Source organism: Caballeronia sp. TF1N1, assembly GCF_022878925.1.
GTDB lineage: Bacteria > Pseudomonadota > Gammaproteobacteria > Burkholderiales > Burkholderiaceae > Caballeronia.
On the sequence record NZ_CP084628.1, the window covers coordinates 181,062 to 200,115 of the forward strand.

Below are 19,054 nucleotides of genomic sequence, written 5' to 3' on the forward strand. Positions count from 1 at the left end.
TACTTGCTGCGAATGTTGGCACACGAAACCTCTGAATTCAAGCGGTATTTCGACTGGCTGCGGGTAAACCTTCAACGCAAGTCCTGCCGCAAATATCTGATCTGACGATAGGCATGGAGACAACATGAGACTCTCGGAAACGCACGAGCAAATTCGCGACACGACGCGGCGGTTTGCGCAGGAAGTCATCCGGCCGCTGGCCGAGGAACTGGATCGCGAAGAGCGTTTTCCAGCGGAGATCTACAAGCAGATGGGCGAACTGGGACTCTTCGGCATCACCGTGCCGGAGCAGTTCGGCGGCGCGGGAATGGATGTCACGGCTTACGCGCTCGTGATGGAAGAGTTGTCGCGCGGCTATGCGTCGGTGGCGGATCAATGCGGCCTGCTCGAACTCGTCGGCACGTTGTTGAGCGCGCATGGCAGCGACGCGCAACGTGCGAAGTACCTGGAGTCTTTGCTGCGCGCCGAGTTGCGTCCGGCCTACTGCATTACCGAATCCGACGCGGGAACGGACGTTTCCGGCATCCGCACCACGGCCACGCGCACCGCCGACGGCTGGGAACTCAGCGGCGCGAAACTGTGGATTCATAACGCGCCCGTCGCCGACCTCGCCTTCGTGCTCGCGCGTACCGACCCGGCTGCGGGCAAGCGCGGCATGAGCATCTTTATCGTCGATTGCCACTTGGCGGGCGTATCGAAGGGGCCGAAGGAACACAAGATGGGACAGCGCGCATCGCAGGTGGGCGAGCTGCATTTCGACCGCGTGAAGCTTGCCGAAGACGCGCTCCTCGGACAAGAAGGACGCGGCTTTCACATGATGATGAGCGCACTCGACAAGGGCCGCGTGGGCATCGCCGCGCTCGCGGTCGGCATTGCGCAGGCGGGTCTCGAAGCGGCGCTCGAATACGCGCAGACGCGCAAGCAGTTCGGCACGCATATCGCCGAATTCCAGGGCATTCAGTGGATGCTCGCCGACATGGCGAAGGACATTCAGGCCGCGCGCCTGCTCGTGCACGATGCCGCCGCGCGTCTCGAATCCGGCGAGCGCGCGAGCATCGCCTGCTCGATGGCCAAGTGCTTCGCGGGCGACACGGCCGTCAAGCACAGCGCCAACGCCGTGCAGATATTCGGCGGCAGCGGCTACATTCGCGGCTACGAAGTGGAGCGGCTTTATCGCGACGCGAAGATCACGCAGATCTACGAAGGCACGAACCAGATTCAGCGCACGATCATTGCGCGCGATCTGATTGCGAACGGAGCATCGTTATGAGCGCGCGTCCTGTTGCGCTCGTCACGGGCAGCCGGCGCGGCATCGGCCATGCGATTGCCGTCGAACTGGGCCGCGCGGGCTTCGATATCGCGCTGACCGACGCCGTGGCTTCCGACGAACTCGATCGAGCCGTCGCCGATGTCGAAGAGACCGGCGCGCGTGCCATTGCCGTCGTATCCGATCTAGCGGATATCGCCTCGCATCACGCCACGCTGAACGATATCGAAACGCGGCTCGACGCTCCTATAGATTGCCTCGTGAACAACGCGGGCGTGTCGGTCATGTCGCGCGGCGATCTGCTCGATGTAACGCCCGAGAGCTTCGACCGGTGCATGGCCATCAACACACGCGGCACGTTCTTTCTCACGCAGGCTTTTGCGCGGCACTTTCTGTCTCGCATACGCAAGAGCATGGCGGCGCATCCGAGCGTCATCACGATCACCTCGTCGAATGCGGTCGCGGCGTCGCCCTTGCGCGGCGAATATTGCGTGTCGAAGGCGGGATCGTCTATGGCCACGACGTTGTTTTCGCTGCGCCTGGCCGAACACGGAATCGCCGTCTACGAAGTGCAGCCCGGCCTGATCGAGACCGAGATGACAGCGCCTTCCCGCGCGCGCTACGACGCGCAAATGGAGCAAGGGCTCACCGCCATCAAACGCTGGGGCACGCCGCGGGAAGTGGCGACGGCCGTGCGCTCGCTCGCGACCGGCGGCTTGCCATACAGCGTCGGACAGGCCATCCGTGTCGATGGCGGCTTACTCGTCAACAAATACTGAACCGCATATGAACTCAACGCTCAAGCTGCCGACCTCGCTCGGCACGATAGAAAGCTACCGTCTGCAAGGCACACCGCTCGATGTGCGTACGCCCGCGCGGCCGTTCAATCGCATCGCGTATTCGGCGGCGCATGTCGTGGCCGATCCGCTGCGCGCGGGCGAACTGAACGCGCCACCCGCCATCGACTGGAAACGCACGCTCGACTATCGGCGCTATCTCATCAAGCAAGGTCTAGGCATTGCCGAAGCAATGGACACCGCGCAACGCGGCATGGGTCTGACGTGGAACAGCGCCCTCGAACTCATCACGCGTACCGTGGAAAGCACGCGCGATATTCCCGGCGCGTCGATCGCATCGGGCTGCGGCACCGATCACGTCTCGCCCGGTTCGATCACCAACTGCGATCAGGTCATTCGCGCCTACGCCGAGCAACTCGAAGCCGTGCAGCGCGTCGGCGGACGCGTCATCCTCATGGCAAGCCGCGCGCTCGCGCGAGTCGCGCGCTCGACCGACGACTATCGGCGCGTCTATCGCGAAGTGCTCGCCATGTGTAACGAGCCGGTGATTCTGCACTGGCTCGGCGAGATGTTCGATCCGGAACTCGCCGGCTACTGGGGCGAATCGTCGTATGAGCGCGCGGCGCAAGTGTGCCTCGATGTGATCGGCGACAGCGTCGATCATGTCGATGGCATCAAAATTTCCCTGCTCGACGACGCCAAGGAAATTTCCTTCCGGCGTCAGTTGCCGCCCAAGGTGAAGATGTACACCGGCGACGACTTCAATTATCCAAGTCTGATTGCGGGCGATGAACGAGGCTTCTCGCATGCGCTGCTCGGCATCTTCGATGCGATTGCCCCAGCCGCTTCGCAGGCGCTCGCCGCGCTCGCCAACGACGACCTCCATACATTCCACACGCTGCTCGAGCCGACCGTGCCGCTGTCACGCCATATCTTTCGTGCGCCGACGCAGTATTACAAGACGGGCGTCGTATTCCTCGCGTATCTGAACGGCTTTCAGGACCACTTCTTCATGCTTGGCGGCCACCACGGCATGCGTCCGCCCGCCTATCTCGCCGAGGTCTTTCGTCTCGCCGATCAGGCCGGCCTGCTGCGCAATCCCGACGACGCCATCGGCCGAGTGCGGAAAGTCATGGCAGCGCTCGGTTGCGCCGAGTAATCGCGGCGGATCGCCTTCGACATCACACGGGGATCAACATGAGAAACCTGCAGGGAAGACTCGATCTGTGCTCGATCAACACGGCGACGCTTGGCCATCGCGAGGCGTTGAGCGTCACGATCGACCGCATCGCCGCAGCCGGATTTGGCGGCATCGCGCCGTGGCGTCACGAGGTGGAGAACGCGAACGTCGCCGACATCGCGCGGCAGATCAGGGCGCTCGGGTTGAGCGTCACGGGCTATTGCCGTTCGACATATCTGCCGGCGGCGAGTCGCGCGCAATTCAAGGCGAATATCGAAGCGAACAAGGCAGCCCTGCGCGATGCCGCGACACTCGGCGCACGCTGCTTCGTGATGGTCGTCGGTGGTTTGCCCGAGGGCAGTCGCGATCTGAATGGCGCACGCGCACAGGTGATCGAAGGCATCGCCGAATTGCTGCATACGGCGCGCGAGTGCGGCGTGCCGCTCGCGCTCGAACCGCTTCATCCGATGTACGCGGCGGATCGCGCCGTGCTCAACACGCTCGCGCAGGCGCTCGATATCTGCGCGCAGGTCGATCCCGGACATGGCGGCTTTCTCGGCGTTGCCGTCGATGTCTATCATTGTTGGTGGGACCCGGCGCTTCAGGCATCGATCGGGCGGGCGGGACAAGACGATCGCCTGCTCGCGTTTCATGTATGCGACTGGTTGCGCGAGACACGCGATCTGTTGCTCGATCGCGGCATGATGGGCGAAGGCAGCATCGACCTGGCGGCCGTGCGCAGCAACGTCGAGCAAGCCGGATATGACGGACTCGTCGAAGTCGAGATTTTCTCGAAAGAAAACTGGTGGCGGCGCGATCCGGACGAAGTGCTGCGCATCTGCGCGGATCGCTTGCAAACAGTGTGCTGACTGCAAGGGACAATCATCATGCAAGAGACAGTTCGTTGGGGCGTGCTCGGCGCCGCGAAAATCGCCGACAAGTTCGTGGTGCCCGCCATTCAGCGGTCGTCCAATGGCCGCGTGGTGTGCGTGGCGGCACGCGATCGCGAGCGCGCGGCCGCTTTCGCTGCACGACACGACATCGCACACGCATATGCAAGTTACGACGAAGTTCTCGCCAGCGATCAGGTCGATGCCATCTACATTCCGCTGCCAACGGCGAGTCACTTCGAGTGGTGCAAAAAAGCGCTTCTCGCCGGCAAGCATGTGCTGTGCGAAAAGCCCATCGCCATGACGGCTTCGCAAGTTCGGGAGTTGATCGCGCTGCGCGATTCGACGGGTCTCGTCTGTGGCGAGGCGTTCATGGTGGCGCACCATCCGCAATGGGCGTTCGTGCAGGAGTGCATCGCGCGCGGGACACTTGGCGAACTGCGGCTCGTGGAAGGCTCCTTCACGTATTTCAACGACGATCCCGATGCACTCAAAAACGATCTCGCATTGGGCGGCGGCGGTGTGCGTGATATCGGCGTCTATCCGGTCGTCACCACGCGCATGGCGACTGGTCTCGAGCCGCTTGCAATCGGCGCGGACATCACCATCGATCCGCGTTACGGCACTGACAAACTCGCGGTCTGCGACCTCACGTTTGCTGGCTTCGATCTACACTTTTACTGCGGCACTCAACTCGCGCGCCGCCAACATATGATCTTTCATGGATCGAAAGGCTGGCTCTCGCTCGATGCGCCGTTCAACCCTGGCGTGTACGGCGACGCGAAGGTTCATATCCGTCTGGATGGAACGGGCAAAGCGGAGACTATCGAGTTCGGCGATGTCGATCAGTATCAGTCGATGGTCGAAAACTTCGGCGCGGCGGTGCTTCGGCCGGGCGAACCGCTTGCATTCACGCTCGAAAATTCTCTCGGCAACCAGCTTGTGATCGACGAGGTGCTGTCTCATGCCAACCGGTAGCACGACCATGACCAAGAAAGCGACGTCGATGATCGACGTTCAGCAACTTCGCGAGACGCGCGCGCTGGCCGCCGCCTGCGCCAATGCGGACGACGCTTCCCTGTGGCGCTGGTTTTCGGCGCTGATGGACAGCGGAAAGATTCGCTGGTGCCTTGCCTCGGAGGGCTGGCTCGTGAGTGTGAACCATCGGCACGTGGCGACGGCTGCATCGTTCGATGAAGCCATCCGCATTGCCAAGGATGGCTCCAGCTTTTCTCTCATGTGATGATGTCGCCGACATCTACTTTCGACCGGAGCCGCGACATGACGACAAACAGGGCCTTTCATTGCGACAAACTCGTGCGGTTTCAGCACTGCGATCCTGCCGGCATCGTGTTCTATCCGCAATACTTCGTCCTGTTCCATGAGGTGCTCGAGGACTGGTTCAATGACGGACTGGGCGTGGATTACGCACATTTCATCGGCACACAAAGACTCGGCATTCCCACGGTGCATATTCAGGCGGATTTCGTCGCGCCGAGCAAGCATGGACAGACGCTTCGTTGCTCCCTGAAGGTCCGCGATCTGGGCAGAAGTTCGATCAAACTCAGTCTTGAAGCTGCTCTCGAAGATGAGTTGCGCGCGAAAATCGAGCAGACCGTCGTGCTGTTTTCGTTCGACGATCAGACTTCGGTCGCGCTGCCGGAAGACTTGAGGCAGCGCATGATGCAGTTCGCGGCGCAGGATTGACCTTGAAAATCCACGCCGCGCGCATTGCCAAAGGCTTGATGGGCCAGAGCGTTACCTGAAGACAGCGACCGCATCTCACCAGCAAAGATAACCGCCGTCCGCCACGACGATGGACCCAGTCATCAAACTCGCGGCGTCGCTGGCAAGGAACAGAATGACGGACGCGATTTCGTCCACGCGTCCGAGGCGGCCCATCGGTGTGCCGCCTACCCAATACTGTCGCAAGTTCGGGTCCATCGATACCTTCCTGACGAGATCGGTATCGATATACGTCGGCGCAACCGCGTTGACCCGCACACCGCGCGATGCCCATTCCACCGCGAGCGAGCGCGTCAGATGATGCACCGCCGCCTTTGACGCGTTGTAGTTCGCCTGCTCCTGCGGTCGCGTCGCGATGAACCCCGCCATCGAACCGACGTTCACGATTGCCCCGCTGCCGCGTTCGAGCATCGATCTACCGAACGCGCGGCAACAGCGAAACAAGCCATTCAGATTCACGTCGAGGACCTTGTTCCACACCTCATCCGACATCGTCTCCGCCGGCTCGTTTGAGATGGCGATGCCCGCGTTGTTGACGAGAATGTCGATCGCGCCGATACGCGCGGCAATGTCATCGTGAATGCGCTGCGGCGCGGCCGGATCGGTCACGTCGAAGGGCACGCCGTGAGCCGCGAAGCCCTTCGTGTTCAAAGCATCGACGGCGGCAGCGAGCGCGGCGGGATCGAGATCGGTGAGCACGACTTCGGCGCCTGCTTCGGCCAGCGCTTCGGCTGTCGCCTGGCCGATGCCGCGCGCCGCGCCCGTTACGACCGCGCGCTTGCCATCGAGTCTGAATTTGTCGAGATACATGGAATCTGCCTTGAGAAACGAGTCAACTCAGCACGATCCCGCCGCACACGTTGAGCGATTGTCCGGTCACGAAAGCGGAGGCATCGGAGGCGAAGAAGCACACCGGCCCGGCCACGTCTTCGGGTTGTCCGAGCCGCGCGAGCGCGGTCTTGTCGACCCACTGCTTCGCGATTGCAGGGTCCTCGAGATTCGTGCGCCCCATGTCCGTCACGATAATGCCCGGACACACCGCGTTGGCCGTGATGCCGAACGGGCCGATCTCCTGCGCGAGCACGCGCGTGAAGCCCATGACCGCCGCCTTCGATGCCGAGTAATGCGCTTGCAGCGGCGCGCCATGCTTGCCGCCAATCGACGCGATATTCACGATGCGTCCGTACCCGCGCGCCTTCATGTGCGGCAACAAGGCTTGCGTCACGAGGAACGTGCCTTTCGCGTTGACATCGAGCACCGCATCCCATTCGTGCTCGGCGAGTTCATCCACCGACCGTGCGATCAGAATGCCCGCGTTATTGACGACGGCGTCGACCTGACCCGCCTGAGCGATGGCCGCCGCGATCATGTCCGTTACCTGCTGCTTGTCGCTGACATCGGCATAGAGCGCGAACGCGCGCCGCGACTTGCCGCGAATCTCTTTTGCCACGCCTTCGAGCGCATCGCGCTGCCGTTCGATATCGTTGACGACGACATCGAAGCCATCGTCGGCTAGTCCCAACGCGAGCGCCCGGCCAATGCCCCTGCTCGCGCCCGTCACCAGCGCCACCCGTCCATTCGATGCTTTGCTCATGATGATGTCCGACTCCTTGTTTCGTGATGTATTCGTGCACGTGAGGCGATTAGCGGAAGAAGCGAATCTCGCCGCGTAAGACCGCCAGCCCGACAGCCGCGATCATCACGATGCCGCGCACGATGTTCTGCAAATAGAACGGCGCGCCGATCAGATTCAGGCCGTTATCCAGCATGCCGATGATGACGACGCCGACCAGCGTGCCCTGAATGGTCGCGCGTCCCGGCTTGAATGCGGTCATGCCGAGGAACACGGCGGTGAGGCTGTCCATGAGGTAAGCATCGCCCGCACCGGATTGACCCGTGCCGAGTCGCGCGGTCAGCATCACGCCGCCGAGCGCCGCGCCCGCCGCCGACAGCACGAGCGCCGTGACACGCGCGCGGTTCACCTTGATGCCCGACAGACGCGCCGCCTGAATGTTCGCGCCCGTCGCGATGACGCTGCGCCCGAGCCGCGTTCGATTGAGCAGCACGTAAAAGACGAACACGGTAACGAGCGCAATGACGATAGGCATCGGGATCACGCCGAACACCGTGCCCTTGGCAATGGCGTAGAAGCTGTCGGGCATCTGCGCGTAGATTGAATCGCCGCCCGTGTACGCGTAATTGACACCGAGCGCGATGGGTCCCATCGCGAGCGTCGCGATCAGCGAGGGAATGCGCAGCATGGTCACGAGCAGGCCGTTGACGAGCCCGATCACGACGCCCGAAACGATTGCCACTGCAATGGCAAGCGGCACTGGCAAGTGCGCCAGCACGAGCATGCCGGCGACGAGTACGCCCGCGAGACTCGCTGCCTGACCGATAGACAAGTCGAATTCGCCGCTCGCCACTGCCACGGTCAGCCCCGACGAGATGACCATCAGCACGGAGATCTGCACGAGCACATTGCTGATGTTGTCGATCGACACGAAGCGGTCGGTGCCGAGCGCGAACGCGATGAAAATGATCACCGCCGCCGCGACCGTGCCCCAGCGGCTCGCGAGATGACTGAAGTCGAAGCTGCGTGGCGCGTGAGCGGCGGGGTCTTCGGATCTTTTGGCGGCCAAGGTCTGTCCTTTCATTTCAGTTCACCTCGAGCAAGAGTCTTGCTTCGGAAAATTCGGTGCGGTCGAGACATTCGCCCACCACGCCATCGGCGATGCAGTAAATGCGGTCGCATAGCTTGAGCATTTCCTCGAACTCGGCGCTCGCAATCAGCACGCTCGCGCCCGCCTTGACCAGTTCGTGAATCAGCGCATAGATTTCCGCCTTGCTGCCGACATCCACGCCTTCGGTCGGATTGTCGAGCAGCAGCAGCGGATGCTTCGCCGCGTGACTTCGGCCCATGCGAATCAGCCAGCGGCCGAACGCGACCTTCTGCTGATTGCCGCCGGATAGCTGAAGCACGTCCTGCCCGATGCCGCTGCACTTGATACCCAGTTGCTTCACGGTGTCGTGCGCGAGCCCGCGCATGAGCGTGTGCTGCATGAAGCCGCCGCGGCTCGTTTGTTCGAGCGTGCCGGTCATCAGATTCTCTTCGACGGTCAATCCCGGAAAGAGCGCCTTGCGCAAGCGCTCATCGGCGACCAGGTACACGCCACGGCCGATCGCATCGGCGACATCGCGCGGCAATCCGCGTTTGCCATTGACGATGCATTCGCCCGTGACCTTCGCGCTCATCGATCCCGCGAGCGCTTCCAGCACGCCGGTCTGCCCGCCGCCCATCACGCCAGCAATGCCGACGATCTCGCCCGCATGCACGACGAGATCGGGCACGTCGAGATTGCCGATGCGCGCGTCTTGAATGCGCGTCGTGACAGTGTCGCGAGACGCGGAAGACGACCAGTTCTGATCCTCGATCCTGCGTCCGACCATCAGATGCACCACTTCCTGCAGCGTCGTTTCGGCGACGAGGCCATCGTGCACTTTTGCGCCGTCCTTGAGCACGGCCACGCGATCGCACTGCTCGAAAATCTCGTTCAGGTGATGCGAGATGAAAAGAATCGACAAGCCGTGCGACTTGAGATCGCGCAGAAAGCTGAAGAGCTTTCGGCTTTCGTTGAGCGTGAGCGAGGCGGTCGGTTCATCGAGAATCAGAATGGCGGGCTCGCTCACCAGCGCCTTCAGGATGTCGAGAATCTTGTTCTCGCCGAGCGTGAGATCGCCGCATTCCCGGTCGAGATCGATATCGATGCCAAAGCGCTGCGCGAAGCGGCTCGCTTCGACTCGCAAGGCGCGCGAGCGGATCAGGCCGCCGCTCAACGGTTCGCGTCCGAGCATGATGTTCTCGGCGGCGGTCAGCGTCGAGATGACCGCGATCTGCTGATGCGCCACCGCGATGCCCGAGGCGAGCGCGTCGCCGACGCTCTTCATCGAGACCGGCTTGCCGTCGATACACAGCGTGCCTGCATCGGCTTGCTGCGCGCCGCAAATGATCTTGACCAGCGTGGATTTGCCCGCGCCGTTCGCGCCAACGAGCGCGAGCATTTCGCCGCCCCACAAGTCGAGATCGACGCCGCGCAGCGCCGGATTGCCGTGGAAGCTCTTTTCCACACCACGAGCGCTCAGGCGAGGGGTTCCCTTCGCCAGATTGTCATTCATGTGTCTGTCTCCTGACACGGCGGGCCGGCGTGGATACGCGCGGCCGGCCCGCCGCCCATCACATGCCGGCCACGGCGCGATCGCGATAGATGTAGTACAGATCTTTCGCGTTATAGGTCGGCTCGTTCGGCCCGGGGATATTCACGCCGCGCACCAAGAGAGGCGCGGGGAATTCAACGGTTGGAACCGGCACGAGCTTCTTCGCGTCGCCACCCTTCGCCACGATCTCGTTGATGAGCCAGCCGGTGTAGGCGCCCCAGACTTCGAAGGCCTGCGCCGTCGTGCAGATCAACGGATAGTTCGGCTTGCGCATGCGGTCGAGTGCCGTCGGATGCCCGTCGTGGCCGATCACCATGATCTTGTCCTGCATGCCGCGCGACATGACGACTTCTGCCGCCGCCATGGCCGGTTCGTCCCACGGGCACCAGATCACATCGAGATCCTTGCCGTAGGTCGTGAGCCAGTCGTTGACGGTGTTCTGCGTCGCCTCGTAGAAACCGGAATACTGGATCACGCGTTCGTTCTTGAGCGAAATCCATTCGTTTTCCGTGAGGGCCGTCTTCATCACCTTGCCGCGCTTGCGCGTGCCGTGGTGAAAGTTCGCGATGATCGCGCACATGTTGGCCTTGGTCTTGCCCTGGGCCAATAACGTATCGATCATGAACTGCGAGGTCTGCGCGCTCATTGCGTAGTTGTTGCTGGTGATGTCCGCAATAGCGGGCGCCTGCCATCCCGAGTCCAGACTGAAGAACGGAATCTTCGATGCCGTGAGGTGATCGAGCGCGCTCTTCGCCGCGGTCAACGTGCCGTACAGCACGAGAATGGCATCGGACTTCGCGGTGATCGCATCCTCGATCTGGCTCACGAGCTGACCCGGATCGCCCTTTGCATCGGTCTGCTTGATCTGCCAGGTCTTGTCGAGACCCGACTTCTTGAGCCACTGCTGCAGGCCGTTCCACGAGCGCTGGTCGGATTGCGCGGACATCTGCTGCGCCACCACCGCGATCTTCAGCGGCTTGCCGCCTTGCGGCGACGATGCCGGCGTTTGCGCGTGGGCGCTTGTCGCCCCGAACAGCATCTGGGCGAACTGCGTACCGCCGACGGCGGCCGCCATGCCGAGCAGACGGCGGCGCGAGAACTCCGGTTCCTGGCTGTTGCTGTCTTCCATGTTTGTCTCCTGTTCTATTCGACTGCGTGTTATATGAAGAGCGCCGCCACCTTCTGCGGTTGATCCCAATGCGGCATGTGACCCGCCTGGGGGATGAAGTGCACGGGAATGTCCGGCCCTGCGCGGCTCGCGTGCTGCCATGGGATGATCTGATCGTCGAGCCCCCAGATCACGCGGGAAGGCGCGTCGAGCGCGGACAGTTCGGAGCGGATATCGATCTGCTGACGCCCGCTGCTGACGAGATTGCCCGCGAGCGCCGCCAGCGCGCCGCGCTTGCTGATGGCGCCCGCCATCTGATCGAGTTGTTGCGCGGACAGAAGCGGCGGATTGAGCGCCGAGCGGCGCAGCAGATGCATTAGCCCGCCACCTTTTTGCACGTGCGCCATGCCGTCGATGAAGTCGTCGTCGATCTCCGTGCCGAATCCGGCGGGCGCGATCAAGGTCAGGCGCCGCACTTTCGACTTGAGCGCCGTTGCGACTTTCGTGGCGACCGCCGCACCCAGCGAATGCCCGGCGAGTTCGATGCCGCCGAGCCCTAGATCCTCGATCAGCGCGACGATCGCGGCAGCCATGCCATCCACGTCGGCGCTGTCGAAATCGGTGGCGCCGTGAGAAGGCAAGTCCGGTGCGATGACGTGCTTGCCACGCCGCTGCAACTGGCTTGCGAGCGCGGACCATACTTGCGCGTCGCCGGAGAAACCGTGCAGCAGCACGAGCGGGGCGCCGCTCGCGTTCGGCGCGCGCCATTCGCGATACGCCACGCGACCGCGCGGCAGATTGCGATAGAGCACGCCTTCTGCCGAGACTTCGCGCGCCTGATTTGCATCGCCGACGTTACCCGTGCCGTTCACGCGCGCTTCGACATCGTGGCGTTCTATGCGCCCGCGTCGTCCCGTTCCGGCGATGTCGTCGAGCGCAATACCGCCTTGCCGCGCCACGCGTCGTGCGGCAGGCGTGGCGCGCAAGCCGGTCGTGACGTCCTGGCGGGTGCTCGCTGCCTGCGAACGCATTTCAGGCGCAGGGGCAGCGGCAACGGCAGGCGCGGCGGCGGCGGCCTCCTCGGGCACGGCGCTGCTCTCTTCGCCGATCACGTCGTATTCGCCGAGCATGCCGCCGACATCGACGTCCTCGCCCACTTCGGCGACGATCTTGCGCAACACGCCATCGGCGAGCGCGGGCATCTCCACGACCGTCTTGTCCGTTTCGATTTCGACGAGCGTCTCGCCGCGCGTGAAAGACTCGCCCGGCTTCTTGAACCACTCGACCACGCGCCCCTGCTCCATCGTTTCGCCCAGGCGCGGCAGCAACAGGGACTTGCTCATGCCGGCACCATGTTCGAGATCATGTCGACGATGAGTTGCGCCGTCGGAATACTCGCGCTTTCGAGCGCGGGCGACACCGAGATCGGCACGTCTTCGCCCGCGAGCCTGAGCACCGGATCCTCGAGGAAGTCGAAGCACTCCTCCGAGATGCGCGCCGCGATCTCGGAGGCGACGCCGCACGTCGAAGCCGACTCGGTGACGACGACCGCGCGCCCCGTGCGATTCACCGACGCCACCACGGTTTCCATATCGAGCGGATTGAGCGTGCGCAAGTCGATCACTTCGACATCGACGCCATTGCGCGCCAGCGCCTCGGCGGCTTCGAGCGCGACATACACCATGCGCGAATAGGTGACGAGCGTGACGTCCTTGCCGCTGCGCCGCACCGCTGCCTTGCCCCACGGCGCGATGGGCGTGGTCAAGTCCGCGTCTTCCTTGCGTGCATAGAGCGCCTTGTGCTCGATGAACACTACTGGGTCCGGCAAAGTCAGGCTGTGACGCAGCAGATGGTAGGCATCGGAAGCCGTGGCGGGCATGGCAAGGCGCAAGCCGGGCGTGTGCATGGCGAGCGCTTCGAGACTCTGCGAATGCTGCGCGCCCGCCGACCGGCCCGTGCCGCCTTGCGTGCGCAAGACCATCGGCACGCCGATCTGTCCGCCGAACATATAGCGGATTTTCGCGGCCTGATTGCCGACCTGATCCATCGTCATGCCGAGAAAGTCCACGTACATCAATTCCGCGACCGGTCGCAGGCCGGTCATCGCCGCGCCGACCGCCGCGCCGACGATGGCGGGCTCGCTGATCGGCGTATCGATCAAACGCGCGGCGCCGAATTCCTTGATGAGGTCTTTCGTGACGCCATACGCGCCGCCGTACACGCCGACTTCCTCGCCGATCACGACGACGGTGTCATCGGCCTGCATGGCGTCGCGCAACGCCTGGCGCAGCGCGTCGCGGTAAGTGATTCTGGTCAGACTGGACATATCAGCTCCTTGCCAGCACGCGTTCCAGACGCGAGCGAACGGATTCCGGTTGCGGCTCGCCGACGCCGTAGACATCCTCGAACATGGTGTCGAGCGCAGGCGCGGCGGAGTTCGCGGTGAAGTCGATCGCGTCGCTCATCTCGCGGCTGATCTCGGCATCGAGTGCGTCGATCTCGGCGGCGGTCACCGCGTGGCGCTCGATCAGCGTGCCGCGCGCACGGACGATCGGATCGCGCTTGCGTCCCACTTCTTCTTCATCGGGCGTGCGGTACGGACTCTTGTCCATGCGGCCATGACCGAAGAAGCGGAAGCACGAGATCGCCATGAAGCCGGGCTTGCCAGCGCGCGCGCCCGAGACCAGGTCTTCCGCCACGTCGAGCACGGCTTCGACATCCTCGCCATCCACCATGCCCGTGCGCAGGCCGAACGCCTCGGCGCGCTTGTCGAAGGCGGTGGAGCGTGTCGCCTTGTCGATCCGCGTGCCCATGCCATATTGATTGTTGATGCACACGAAAAGCACCGGCAGGTCCCACAGCGCCGCCATGTTCATGCTTTCGTAGAGGATGCCTTGCTGCATGGCGCCATCGCCGAAGAACGCCACCGATATCGCATCTTTCTTCAGGAGCTTGTAGCTCAGGCCCGCGCCGACCACATGCGAGATGCCGCCGCCGACGATCGCATTCGCGCCGAGGTGACCCAACGCCATGTCGGCGATATGCATCGAGCCGCCCTTTCCACGGCAGTACCCGGAAGCCTTGCCGCCGATTTCCGCCATCATCCGGTTGGGCTCGGCGCCGCGCGCGAGAAAGATGCCGTGGCCGCGATGGTGCGTCGTGAAGCTGTCCTGCGGCTGCAACGCGCCGACGACACCCGCCGCCGCGCCCTCTTCGCCGATGGACAGATGCAGCATCGACCCCGCCGACAGCTCGCGCGCATACAGCTCGGCGACATGTTCCTCGAAGGTTCTGATGCGGCGCATCGTGCGATAAAGGTCTAGCAATGGAGGCTTGGATTGCGAAAGCATGGTTTCGACTCTGATGGAGGGTTCTCGATGAATGCGCGGACCGGTATCTCGGCGTGCGGGCTTCGACCGGCCTCGCTTACGCGGAAGGTCGCTCGCTAAAGCCGCGCAGGGCCGGATAAAGCTTCTGATACCGTTCGTAAATCTCGTCGTAGCGGGCGGCTTCGGCTGCTCTCGGTTCTATGCGGCGGCCCGGTTTCACCATGGCCGAAATACCTTCGTCGATGGAGCCGAAATGGCCGACGCCCGTCGCGGCAAGAATGGCCGCGCCGAGCGACGGCGCTTCGCTCGCCTTGGGCACGCTCACCGGCAAGCCCGCGATATCGGCATGGAGTTGCAGCCACAGGTCGGACGCGACCACGCCACCGCCGATGGTGATTTCACTCGCGGGAAAGCCCGCCTGCGCCATGCGCTCGAAGATCAGGCGCGAGCCGAAGCAGATGCCTTCGATGGTCGCGCGAAACAGATGCGGCATGCCGTGCGCGAGCGTCAGTCCGACGAAGGCGCCGCGCGAGAGCGCATCGACATGAGGTGTGCGGTTGCCCTGAAAATGATCTAGCGCGAGCAGACCGTCGCAGCCCGGCGCGATCTCGCGGGCTTCGTCGTTGAGCGCCTTGAGATCGAGATTGCCGCCCGCGAGCCGCCGCAACCAGTTGACGATGGAGCCCGTCGATGTCTGTCCGCCTTCGATGATGTGCCGGCCAGGATAGACGGCATCGGCATACGTGCCCCACAGGCCCTTGGCGGCGGCCGAGCGGTCGGAGACGCCGAACATCAGATGCGACGACCCGGTGATGAGCGCCACTTGTCCCGGCTTCGCAACACCGATTCCGATCATGCCGATGAGCGCATCCGCGCCGCCTTGCACGACCTTGACGCTCTGCGGCAACTGCAAATGTTCGGCGGCACGCGCGCTCAACGTGCCGACCACTTCGCCTGGCGCGATAACGGCGTCGGGCCACTTGTCGAGCAGCGAATCGAGCTTCAGCGCCGCGAGCAGACTCTTCGCGTAACCTCCGCGCTCGGTCGAGTAATGCCAGCGAATCGACGCGTTATCGAGGCTCGCGCAACGCCGGCCCGTGAGCCGCAAGTTCATGAAGTCCTGATACTCGCAGATGGTCGCCGCACGCTCGTAGATCTCGGGCTCGTGACGCGCGATCCACAATGCTTTCGGGATCATCCATTCCGCCGATACCGGACCTTCGCCCGCGCCGTTGACGACGAGCGCCGGATCGCCGGTGGCGAGCACGTCGGCGGCTTCGGCTTCGGCGCGTACATCCATCCAGATGATGGCCGGACGTAGCGCCGCGCCTTGCGCGTCGAGCGCGACGACGCTGCAACTCGTGGTGGCAAGCGCCACGGCATCGATGTCGGCGGGCGCGATACCCGCTTCCTTCACGGCCTGCCGAACCGCCGTGCCCATGGCATTCCACCAGTCTTCCGGATTCTGCTCGGCGCGCGCGCCCGCCGAAAACTGCGTGGCGTACGGCTGCGCGGCCGATCCAAGACAGGAGCCGGTCAAATCGAACACGCGTGCACGAATGCTTTCCGTTCCACCATCGACGCCGATTACGTGGCTCATGCTGTCTCCGTGTCTCCAGCCATCGTCTTGCACATTTGTCGTCATGCGCGACATTTGTGATGAGTTTGATTTTCGGGGTGGGCTTTGTCAAGATGGTGTGCATAAACAGAGGGGAAACACCTAAATGCTGGAGCTGAACCTTGCGCACGAGTCCGACGACGCGCTGATCGTCCGCGCTGCGTGGCTGTATTACGTCGGTGGTTTGAATCAGGAGCAGACGGCCTCGCGGCTCGGTCTGCATCGCAGCCGCGTCAATCGCCTGCTGTCCGAGGCGCGCGATCGCGGGCTCATCAACGTGACGATCAACCACGAATCCGCGCGCGATATCGAAGTCGAACAGGCCATTGCGCGTTGCTTCGGCCTCGACTTCTGCATCGCCACGCCAACCTTGGGATTCGCCGACGGGCCCGCCGATCCCAAAGCGGATCGCATTCGCGCGGCCATCAGCCGGCGCGCGGTCGGCGCGGCGGGCGCGAGCTTTCTGAAGGGCAAGCTGCTGGACGGGCCCATTACCGTGGGCGTGAGCTGGGGACGCACGATAGAACAAGTGGCGACGCAGCTTGCGGGCGTGCGCAATCCGCAGGCGCGATTCGTCTCGCTGCTCGGGTCGCTCAAGCGGAACTCGACATCGAACCCGTTCGAAGTCGTGCAGTTCTTCGCGGCGCGGACCGGCGGCGAGGTGCACTTTTTGCCCGTTCCGTTCATCGCCAATTCGGTGGCGGACCGGAAGGTCTTTTTCGAGCAGCGCATCGTGCAGGACGCAATGCATCTCGCGCAGAACGCCGATCTTTATCTCATCAGCGTGGGCGAACTCGAGGAAACGTCGGTGCTGCGGACACAGGACATCATGACGGCGGACGAGCTGCGCAATATCCAGGAAAGCGGCGCCGTCTGCGATTCGCTCGGCAAGCTGTTCGATATCGACGGCCGCGAGATCAAGCATCCGCTCAGCGAACGGACGGTCGCCATCGCCACGGACGAATTACGCGGTCGCAATGTCGTGCTTCTGACGGGCGGTCTGGAAAAAGTACGCGCGACGATTGCGTTGCTGCGCAGTGGCATCGTCAAGGGGCTCGTTATCGACGGCGACACGGCGCTCGCGCTGGCGAAGTCGATGCAGTTGACTGACGGATTGGCATGACGCGTGAATTGGGCGCTCGGGGAAGGCAGAACAATCCGTCCAAGCCGGGCGCCCAGCAAACAAAGCGGTTGCGCTCCTATAATCGCGACTTCCCAATCCGCGAATTCCTACCATGAGATTGCTTGGACGCGCATCGCTTGCTGCTGTCGTGTTTGCCATGTTTGCCGTGTTGCCGGCGTTTGCGCAGCAGGTTCCACCTCACGATGAATTCTTCTGGCTCGGCGAGATCAACAAGGCGACCGTCGTCATCAACACGAGCGAAGGCTTGCTCGACAAATCGATGGCGCCGCGCCTGGCCGCTGGCGTCGCCAAGGTGATCGCCGACGCCGACCAGCCTGGCGCGAAGCGACCGCGAACCGTCATTACCTTCGAGCCGCTTCTGATCAAGGCAGCGGGCGAAGACATCACGCTACTGCACGCCGGACGCTCCAGTCAGGACATGCACGCGACTTACCGTTCCGCGATCCTGCGCGACGACCTGCTCAATCTCGCCGATCAGCTCAACACCACGACCGCCACCATCGTGCGCCTCGCCGACAAATACAAGAGCGTGGTCGTGCCGAACTACACGAACGGCGTGGCCGCGCAGCCCAACAGCTATGGCCATTACTTGCTAGGCTTTGCCGCCGGCCTCGACCGCGACGCGCAGCGAATTCGCGAGACATACAAGCGCGTGGACCGTTCGTCGATGGGAACGACAGTGCTGAACGGTACGAGTTGGCCGCTGGATCGCGAGCGCATGGCGCAGTATCTCGGCTTCAATGCGCTCGTCGACAACGCGTACGACGCGTCGCAGATTTCTTCCGTCGATGAACCCGTGGAGGCTGGTGCGGTCGTCACGAGCGTGGCGCTGCATACCGGCGCCTTCATTCAGGACGTGATGACGCAATACGCCGAATCGCGCCCTTGGATTCTCTTGCAGGAAGGCGGCGCCAATACGTACGTATCGAGCGCCATGCCGCAAAAGCGTAACCCGGGGCTTTTGATTCGCACGCGCTCGGACGCATCGACGGCGATCTCGCAGGCGGAAGGCGTCGTGATGCAAGCGCATAACCTGCCGCCGGGCATGAGCGATCCGAAGGACGTGAAGGCCAACAACGAGATGGTCGAAAGCGGCATTGCAGCGCTCAAGGGCTTCGACGAGGTGCTGAACTCGCTCGTCATCGACCCGAACCGCGCACTTGAAGAGCTCAATAGCGACTGGACGGCATCGCAGGAAGTGGCCGATGTCCTCATGCGCAAGTACAAACTGCCGTTCCGGGTCGGCCATCATTTTGCGTCGAACGTGGTGGAATATGCGCGGCAGAAGGACATCAAGCCGCTCGACTTTCCGTACGCCGATGCGCAGCGCATCTACAGGCAAACGGTCGAAGGCACGCCCTACGCCGGCGATTTTCCGATGAGCGAAGCCGAGTTTCGCTCGACGCTGGACCCGGTGGCGATCGTGAACGATCGCGCGACCGTGGGCGGCCCGCAGCCTTCGGAAATGACGCGCATGCTGAAAGATGCGAATGCGCGTATCGCCGAGCAGGACAAGTGGATCAAGAGCAATCGCGCGCATATCGCGAGTTCGCTGGCGCGGCTCGACAATGACTTCGGCAAGATGATTGGGCATTGAAGCTGCGCACATGCTCGAGCGTATCGCGCTGATGAGGCTTGTCGATTTGCCGGTGACAATCCTTCTTTTCGGGGCGCTCTGCTACGGCTTCGCCAATCCGAACATCTGATGAATGCGGTAAATGCGCTTGAACCCGCGTTTGCCCAATACGCGCGAAAACGAT

18 protein-coding genes are annotated in these 19,054 nt (G+C 63.0%); 9 read left to right on the top strand and 9 right to left on the bottom strand.

Translation table 11 applies throughout. The features are described 5' to 3' along the window. Window positions 1-124 precede the first annotated feature (124 nt). Genes LDZ28_RS21655 through LDZ28_RS21685 form a run of 7 tightly spaced genes read left to right on the top strand, consistent with a single transcriptional unit; the run spans window position 125 to window position 5,841 of the window. Window positions 125-1,270: an acyl-CoA dehydrogenase family protein gene (locus LDZ28_RS21655; protein ID WP_244830549.1), complete on the top strand. Its 1,146-nt coding sequence runs from the start codon at window positions 125-127 to the stop codon at window positions 1,268-1,270. Then, window positions 1,267-2,046: a 3-ketoacyl-ACP reductase gene (locus tag LDZ28_RS21660; protein WP_244830551.1), complete on the top strand. Its 780-nt coding sequence runs from the start codon at window positions 1,267-1,269 to the stop codon at window positions 2,044-2,046. Before LDZ28_RS21655 ends, LDZ28_RS21660 begins: the two co-directional genes overlap by 4 nt. 7 nt (window positions 2,047-2,053) lie before the next feature. Beyond that, window positions 2,054-3,223 carry a dihydrodipicolinate synthase family protein gene (locus LDZ28_RS21665; protein WP_244830552.1) on the top strand — a complete coding sequence of 390 codons (1,170 nt, stop codon included), beginning with the start codon at window positions 2,054-2,056 and terminating at the stop codon, window positions 3,221-3,223. Window positions 3,224-3,261: 38 nt separating this feature from the next. Continuing rightward, a complete protein-coding gene (locus LDZ28_RS21670; RefSeq protein WP_244830553.1) occupies window positions 3,262-4,113 on the top strand; it encodes a sugar phosphate isomerase/epimerase in 852 nt (283 codons plus the stop codon). Between the two features lie 18 nt (window positions 4,114-4,131). Further along, complete coding sequence (locus LDZ28_RS21675) at window positions 4,132-5,112, top strand: Gfo/Idh/MocA family protein (RefSeq protein ID WP_244830554.1); 981 nt, start codon at window positions 4,132-4,134, stop codon at window positions 5,110-5,112. Beyond that, entirely contained in the window at window positions 5,099-5,377 is a 279-nt protein-coding gene (locus LDZ28_RS21680) for a hypothetical protein (RefSeq protein ID WP_244830555.1), read from the top strand. Before LDZ28_RS21675 ends, LDZ28_RS21680 begins: the two co-directional genes overlap by 14 nt. Window positions 5,378-5,415: 38 nt before the next feature. Then, the gene (locus tag LDZ28_RS21685; protein ID WP_244830559.1) at window positions 5,416-5,841 is read left to right on the top strand and encodes a thioesterase family protein; all 426 of its coding nucleotides are present in this window, start codon (window positions 5,416-5,418) and stop codon (window positions 5,839-5,841) included. Window positions 5,842-5,916: 75 nt separating this feature from the next. Here the strand turns inward: LDZ28_RS21685 and LDZ28_RS21690 are convergent, their stop codons facing one another. From LDZ28_RS21690 to LDZ28_RS21730, 9 genes are all read right to left on the bottom strand, one after another. Further along, window positions 5,917-6,690 carry an SDR family NAD(P)-dependent oxidoreductase gene (locus LDZ28_RS21690; RefSeq protein ID WP_244830560.1) on the bottom strand — a complete coding sequence of 258 codons (774 nt, stop codon included), beginning with the start codon at window positions 6,688-6,690 and terminating at the stop codon, window positions 5,917-5,919. Window positions 6,691-6,712: 22 nt separating this feature from the next. Continuing rightward, window positions 6,713-7,474: an SDR family NAD(P)-dependent oxidoreductase gene (locus LDZ28_RS21695; RefSeq protein WP_244830562.1), complete on the bottom strand. Its 762-nt coding sequence runs from the start codon at window positions 7,472-7,474 to the stop codon at window positions 6,713-6,715. Between the two features lie 49 nt (window positions 7,475-7,523). After that, the gene (locus LDZ28_RS21700) at window positions 7,524-8,522 is read right to left on the bottom strand and encodes an ABC transporter permease (RefSeq protein ID WP_244830564.1); all 999 of its coding nucleotides are present in this window, start codon (window positions 8,520-8,522) and stop codon (window positions 7,524-7,526) included. A gap of 16 nt (window positions 8,523-8,538) precedes the next feature. Then, entirely contained in the window at window positions 8,539-10,056 is a 1,518-nt protein-coding gene (locus tag LDZ28_RS21705) for a sugar ABC transporter ATP-binding protein (protein ID WP_244830566.1), read from the bottom strand. Between the two features lie 58 nt (window positions 10,057-10,114). Next, a complete protein-coding gene (locus tag LDZ28_RS21710; RefSeq protein ID WP_244830568.1) occupies window positions 10,115-11,224 on the bottom strand; it encodes a sugar ABC transporter substrate-binding protein in 1,110 nt (369 codons plus the stop codon). Window positions 11,225-11,253: 29 nt separating this feature from the next. Beyond that, a complete protein-coding gene (locus LDZ28_RS21715; RefSeq protein ID WP_244830570.1) occupies window positions 11,254-12,546 on the bottom strand; it encodes an acetoin dehydrogenase dihydrolipoyllysine-residue acetyltransferase subunit in 1,293 nt (430 codons plus the stop codon). Continuing rightward, window positions 12,543-13,529 (bottom strand): alpha-ketoacid dehydrogenase subunit beta, encoded by a 987-nt coding sequence (locus LDZ28_RS21720; protein WP_244830571.1) that lies wholly within the window; start codon window positions 13,527-13,529, stop codon window positions 12,543-12,545. Before LDZ28_RS21720 ends, LDZ28_RS21715 begins: the two co-directional genes overlap by 4 nt. A gap of 1 nt (window position 13,530) precedes the next feature. Further along, window positions 13,531-14,553: a thiamine pyrophosphate-dependent dehydrogenase E1 component subunit alpha gene (locus LDZ28_RS21725; protein ID WP_244830572.1), complete on the bottom strand. Its 1,023-nt coding sequence runs from the start codon at window positions 14,551-14,553 to the stop codon at window positions 13,531-13,533. Between the two features lie 76 nt (window positions 14,554-14,629). Then, window positions 14,630-16,132 carry a ribulokinase gene (locus tag LDZ28_RS21730; RefSeq protein WP_244830573.1) on the bottom strand — a complete coding sequence of 501 codons (1,503 nt, stop codon included), beginning with the start codon at window positions 16,130-16,132 and terminating at the stop codon, window positions 14,630-14,632. A gap of 124 nt (window positions 16,133-16,256) precedes the next feature. Between LDZ28_RS21730 and LDZ28_RS21735 the strand changes: the two genes are divergently transcribed. Then, window positions 16,257-17,273 (top strand): sugar-binding transcriptional regulator, encoded by a 1,017-nt coding sequence (locus LDZ28_RS21735; protein WP_244830574.1) that lies wholly within the window; start codon window positions 16,257-16,259, stop codon window positions 17,271-17,273. A gap of 112 nt (window positions 17,274-17,385) precedes the next feature. Then, window positions 17,386-18,891 (top strand): argininosuccinate lyase, encoded by a 1,506-nt coding sequence (locus tag LDZ28_RS21740; RefSeq protein ID WP_244830576.1) that lies wholly within the window; start codon window positions 17,386-17,388, stop codon window positions 18,889-18,891. Window positions 18,892-19,054: the final 163 nt, after the last annotated feature.

Bases quoted from the DNA above. Each gene is read 5' to 3' on its own strand.
- LDZ28_RS21655 (WP_244830549.1), top strand. From the start codon at position 125: ATGAGACTCTCGGAAACGCACGAGCAAATTCGCGACACGACGCGGCGG.
- LDZ28_RS21660 (WP_244830551.1), top strand. From the start codon at position 1,267: ATGAGCGCGCGTCCTGTTGCGCTCGTCACGGGCAGCCGGCGCGGCATC.
- LDZ28_RS21665 (WP_244830552.1), top strand. From the start codon at position 2,054: ATGAACTCAACGCTCAAGCTGCCGACCTCGCTCGGCACGATAGAAAGC.
- LDZ28_RS21670 (WP_244830553.1), top strand. From the start codon at position 3,262: ATGAGAAACCTGCAGGGAAGACTCGATCTGTGCTCGATCAACACGGCG.
- LDZ28_RS21675 (WP_244830554.1), top strand. From the start codon at position 4,132: ATGCAAGAGACAGTTCGTTGGGGCGTGCTCGGCGCCGCGAAAATCGCC.
- LDZ28_RS21680 (WP_244830555.1), top strand. From the start codon at position 5,099: ATGCCAACCGGTAGCACGACCATGACCAAGAAAGCGACGTCGATGATC.
- LDZ28_RS21685 (WP_244830559.1), top strand. From the start codon at position 5,416: ATGACGACAAACAGGGCCTTTCATTGCGACAAACTCGTGCGGTTTCAG.
- LDZ28_RS21690 (WP_244830560.1), bottom strand. From the start codon at position 6,690: ATGTATCTCGACAAATTCAGACTCGATGGCAAGCGCGCGGTCGTAACG.
- LDZ28_RS21695 (WP_244830562.1), bottom strand. From the start codon at position 7,474: ATGAGCAAAGCATCGAATGGACGGGTGGCGCTGGTGACGGGCGCGAGC.
- LDZ28_RS21705 (WP_244830566.1), bottom strand. From the start codon at position 10,056: ATGAATGACAATCTGGCGAAGGGAACCCCTCGCCTGAGCGCTCGTGGT.
- LDZ28_RS21710 (WP_244830568.1), bottom strand. From the start codon at position 11,224: ATGGAAGACAGCAACAGCCAGGAACCGGAGTTCTCGCGCCGCCGTCTG.
- LDZ28_RS21715 (WP_244830570.1), bottom strand. From the start codon at position 12,546: ATGAGCAAGTCCCTGTTGCTGCCGCGCCTGGGCGAAACGATGGAGCAG.
- LDZ28_RS21720 (WP_244830571.1), bottom strand. From the start codon at position 13,529: ATGTCCAGTCTGACCAGAATCACTTACCGCGACGCGCTGCGCCAGGCG.
- LDZ28_RS21725 (WP_244830572.1), bottom strand. From the start codon at position 14,553: ATGCTTTCGCAATCCAAGCCTCCATTGCTAGACCTTTATCGCACGATG.
- LDZ28_RS21730 (WP_244830573.1), bottom strand. From the start codon at position 16,132: ATGAGCCACGTAATCGGCGTCGATGGTGGAACGGAAAGCATTCGTGCA.
- LDZ28_RS21735 (WP_244830574.1), top strand. From the start codon at position 16,257: ATGCTGGAGCTGAACCTTGCGCACGAGTCCGACGACGCGCTGATCGTC.
- LDZ28_RS21740 (WP_244830576.1), top strand. From the start codon at position 17,386: ATGAGATTGCTTGGACGCGCATCGCTTGCTGCTGTCGTGTTTGCCATG.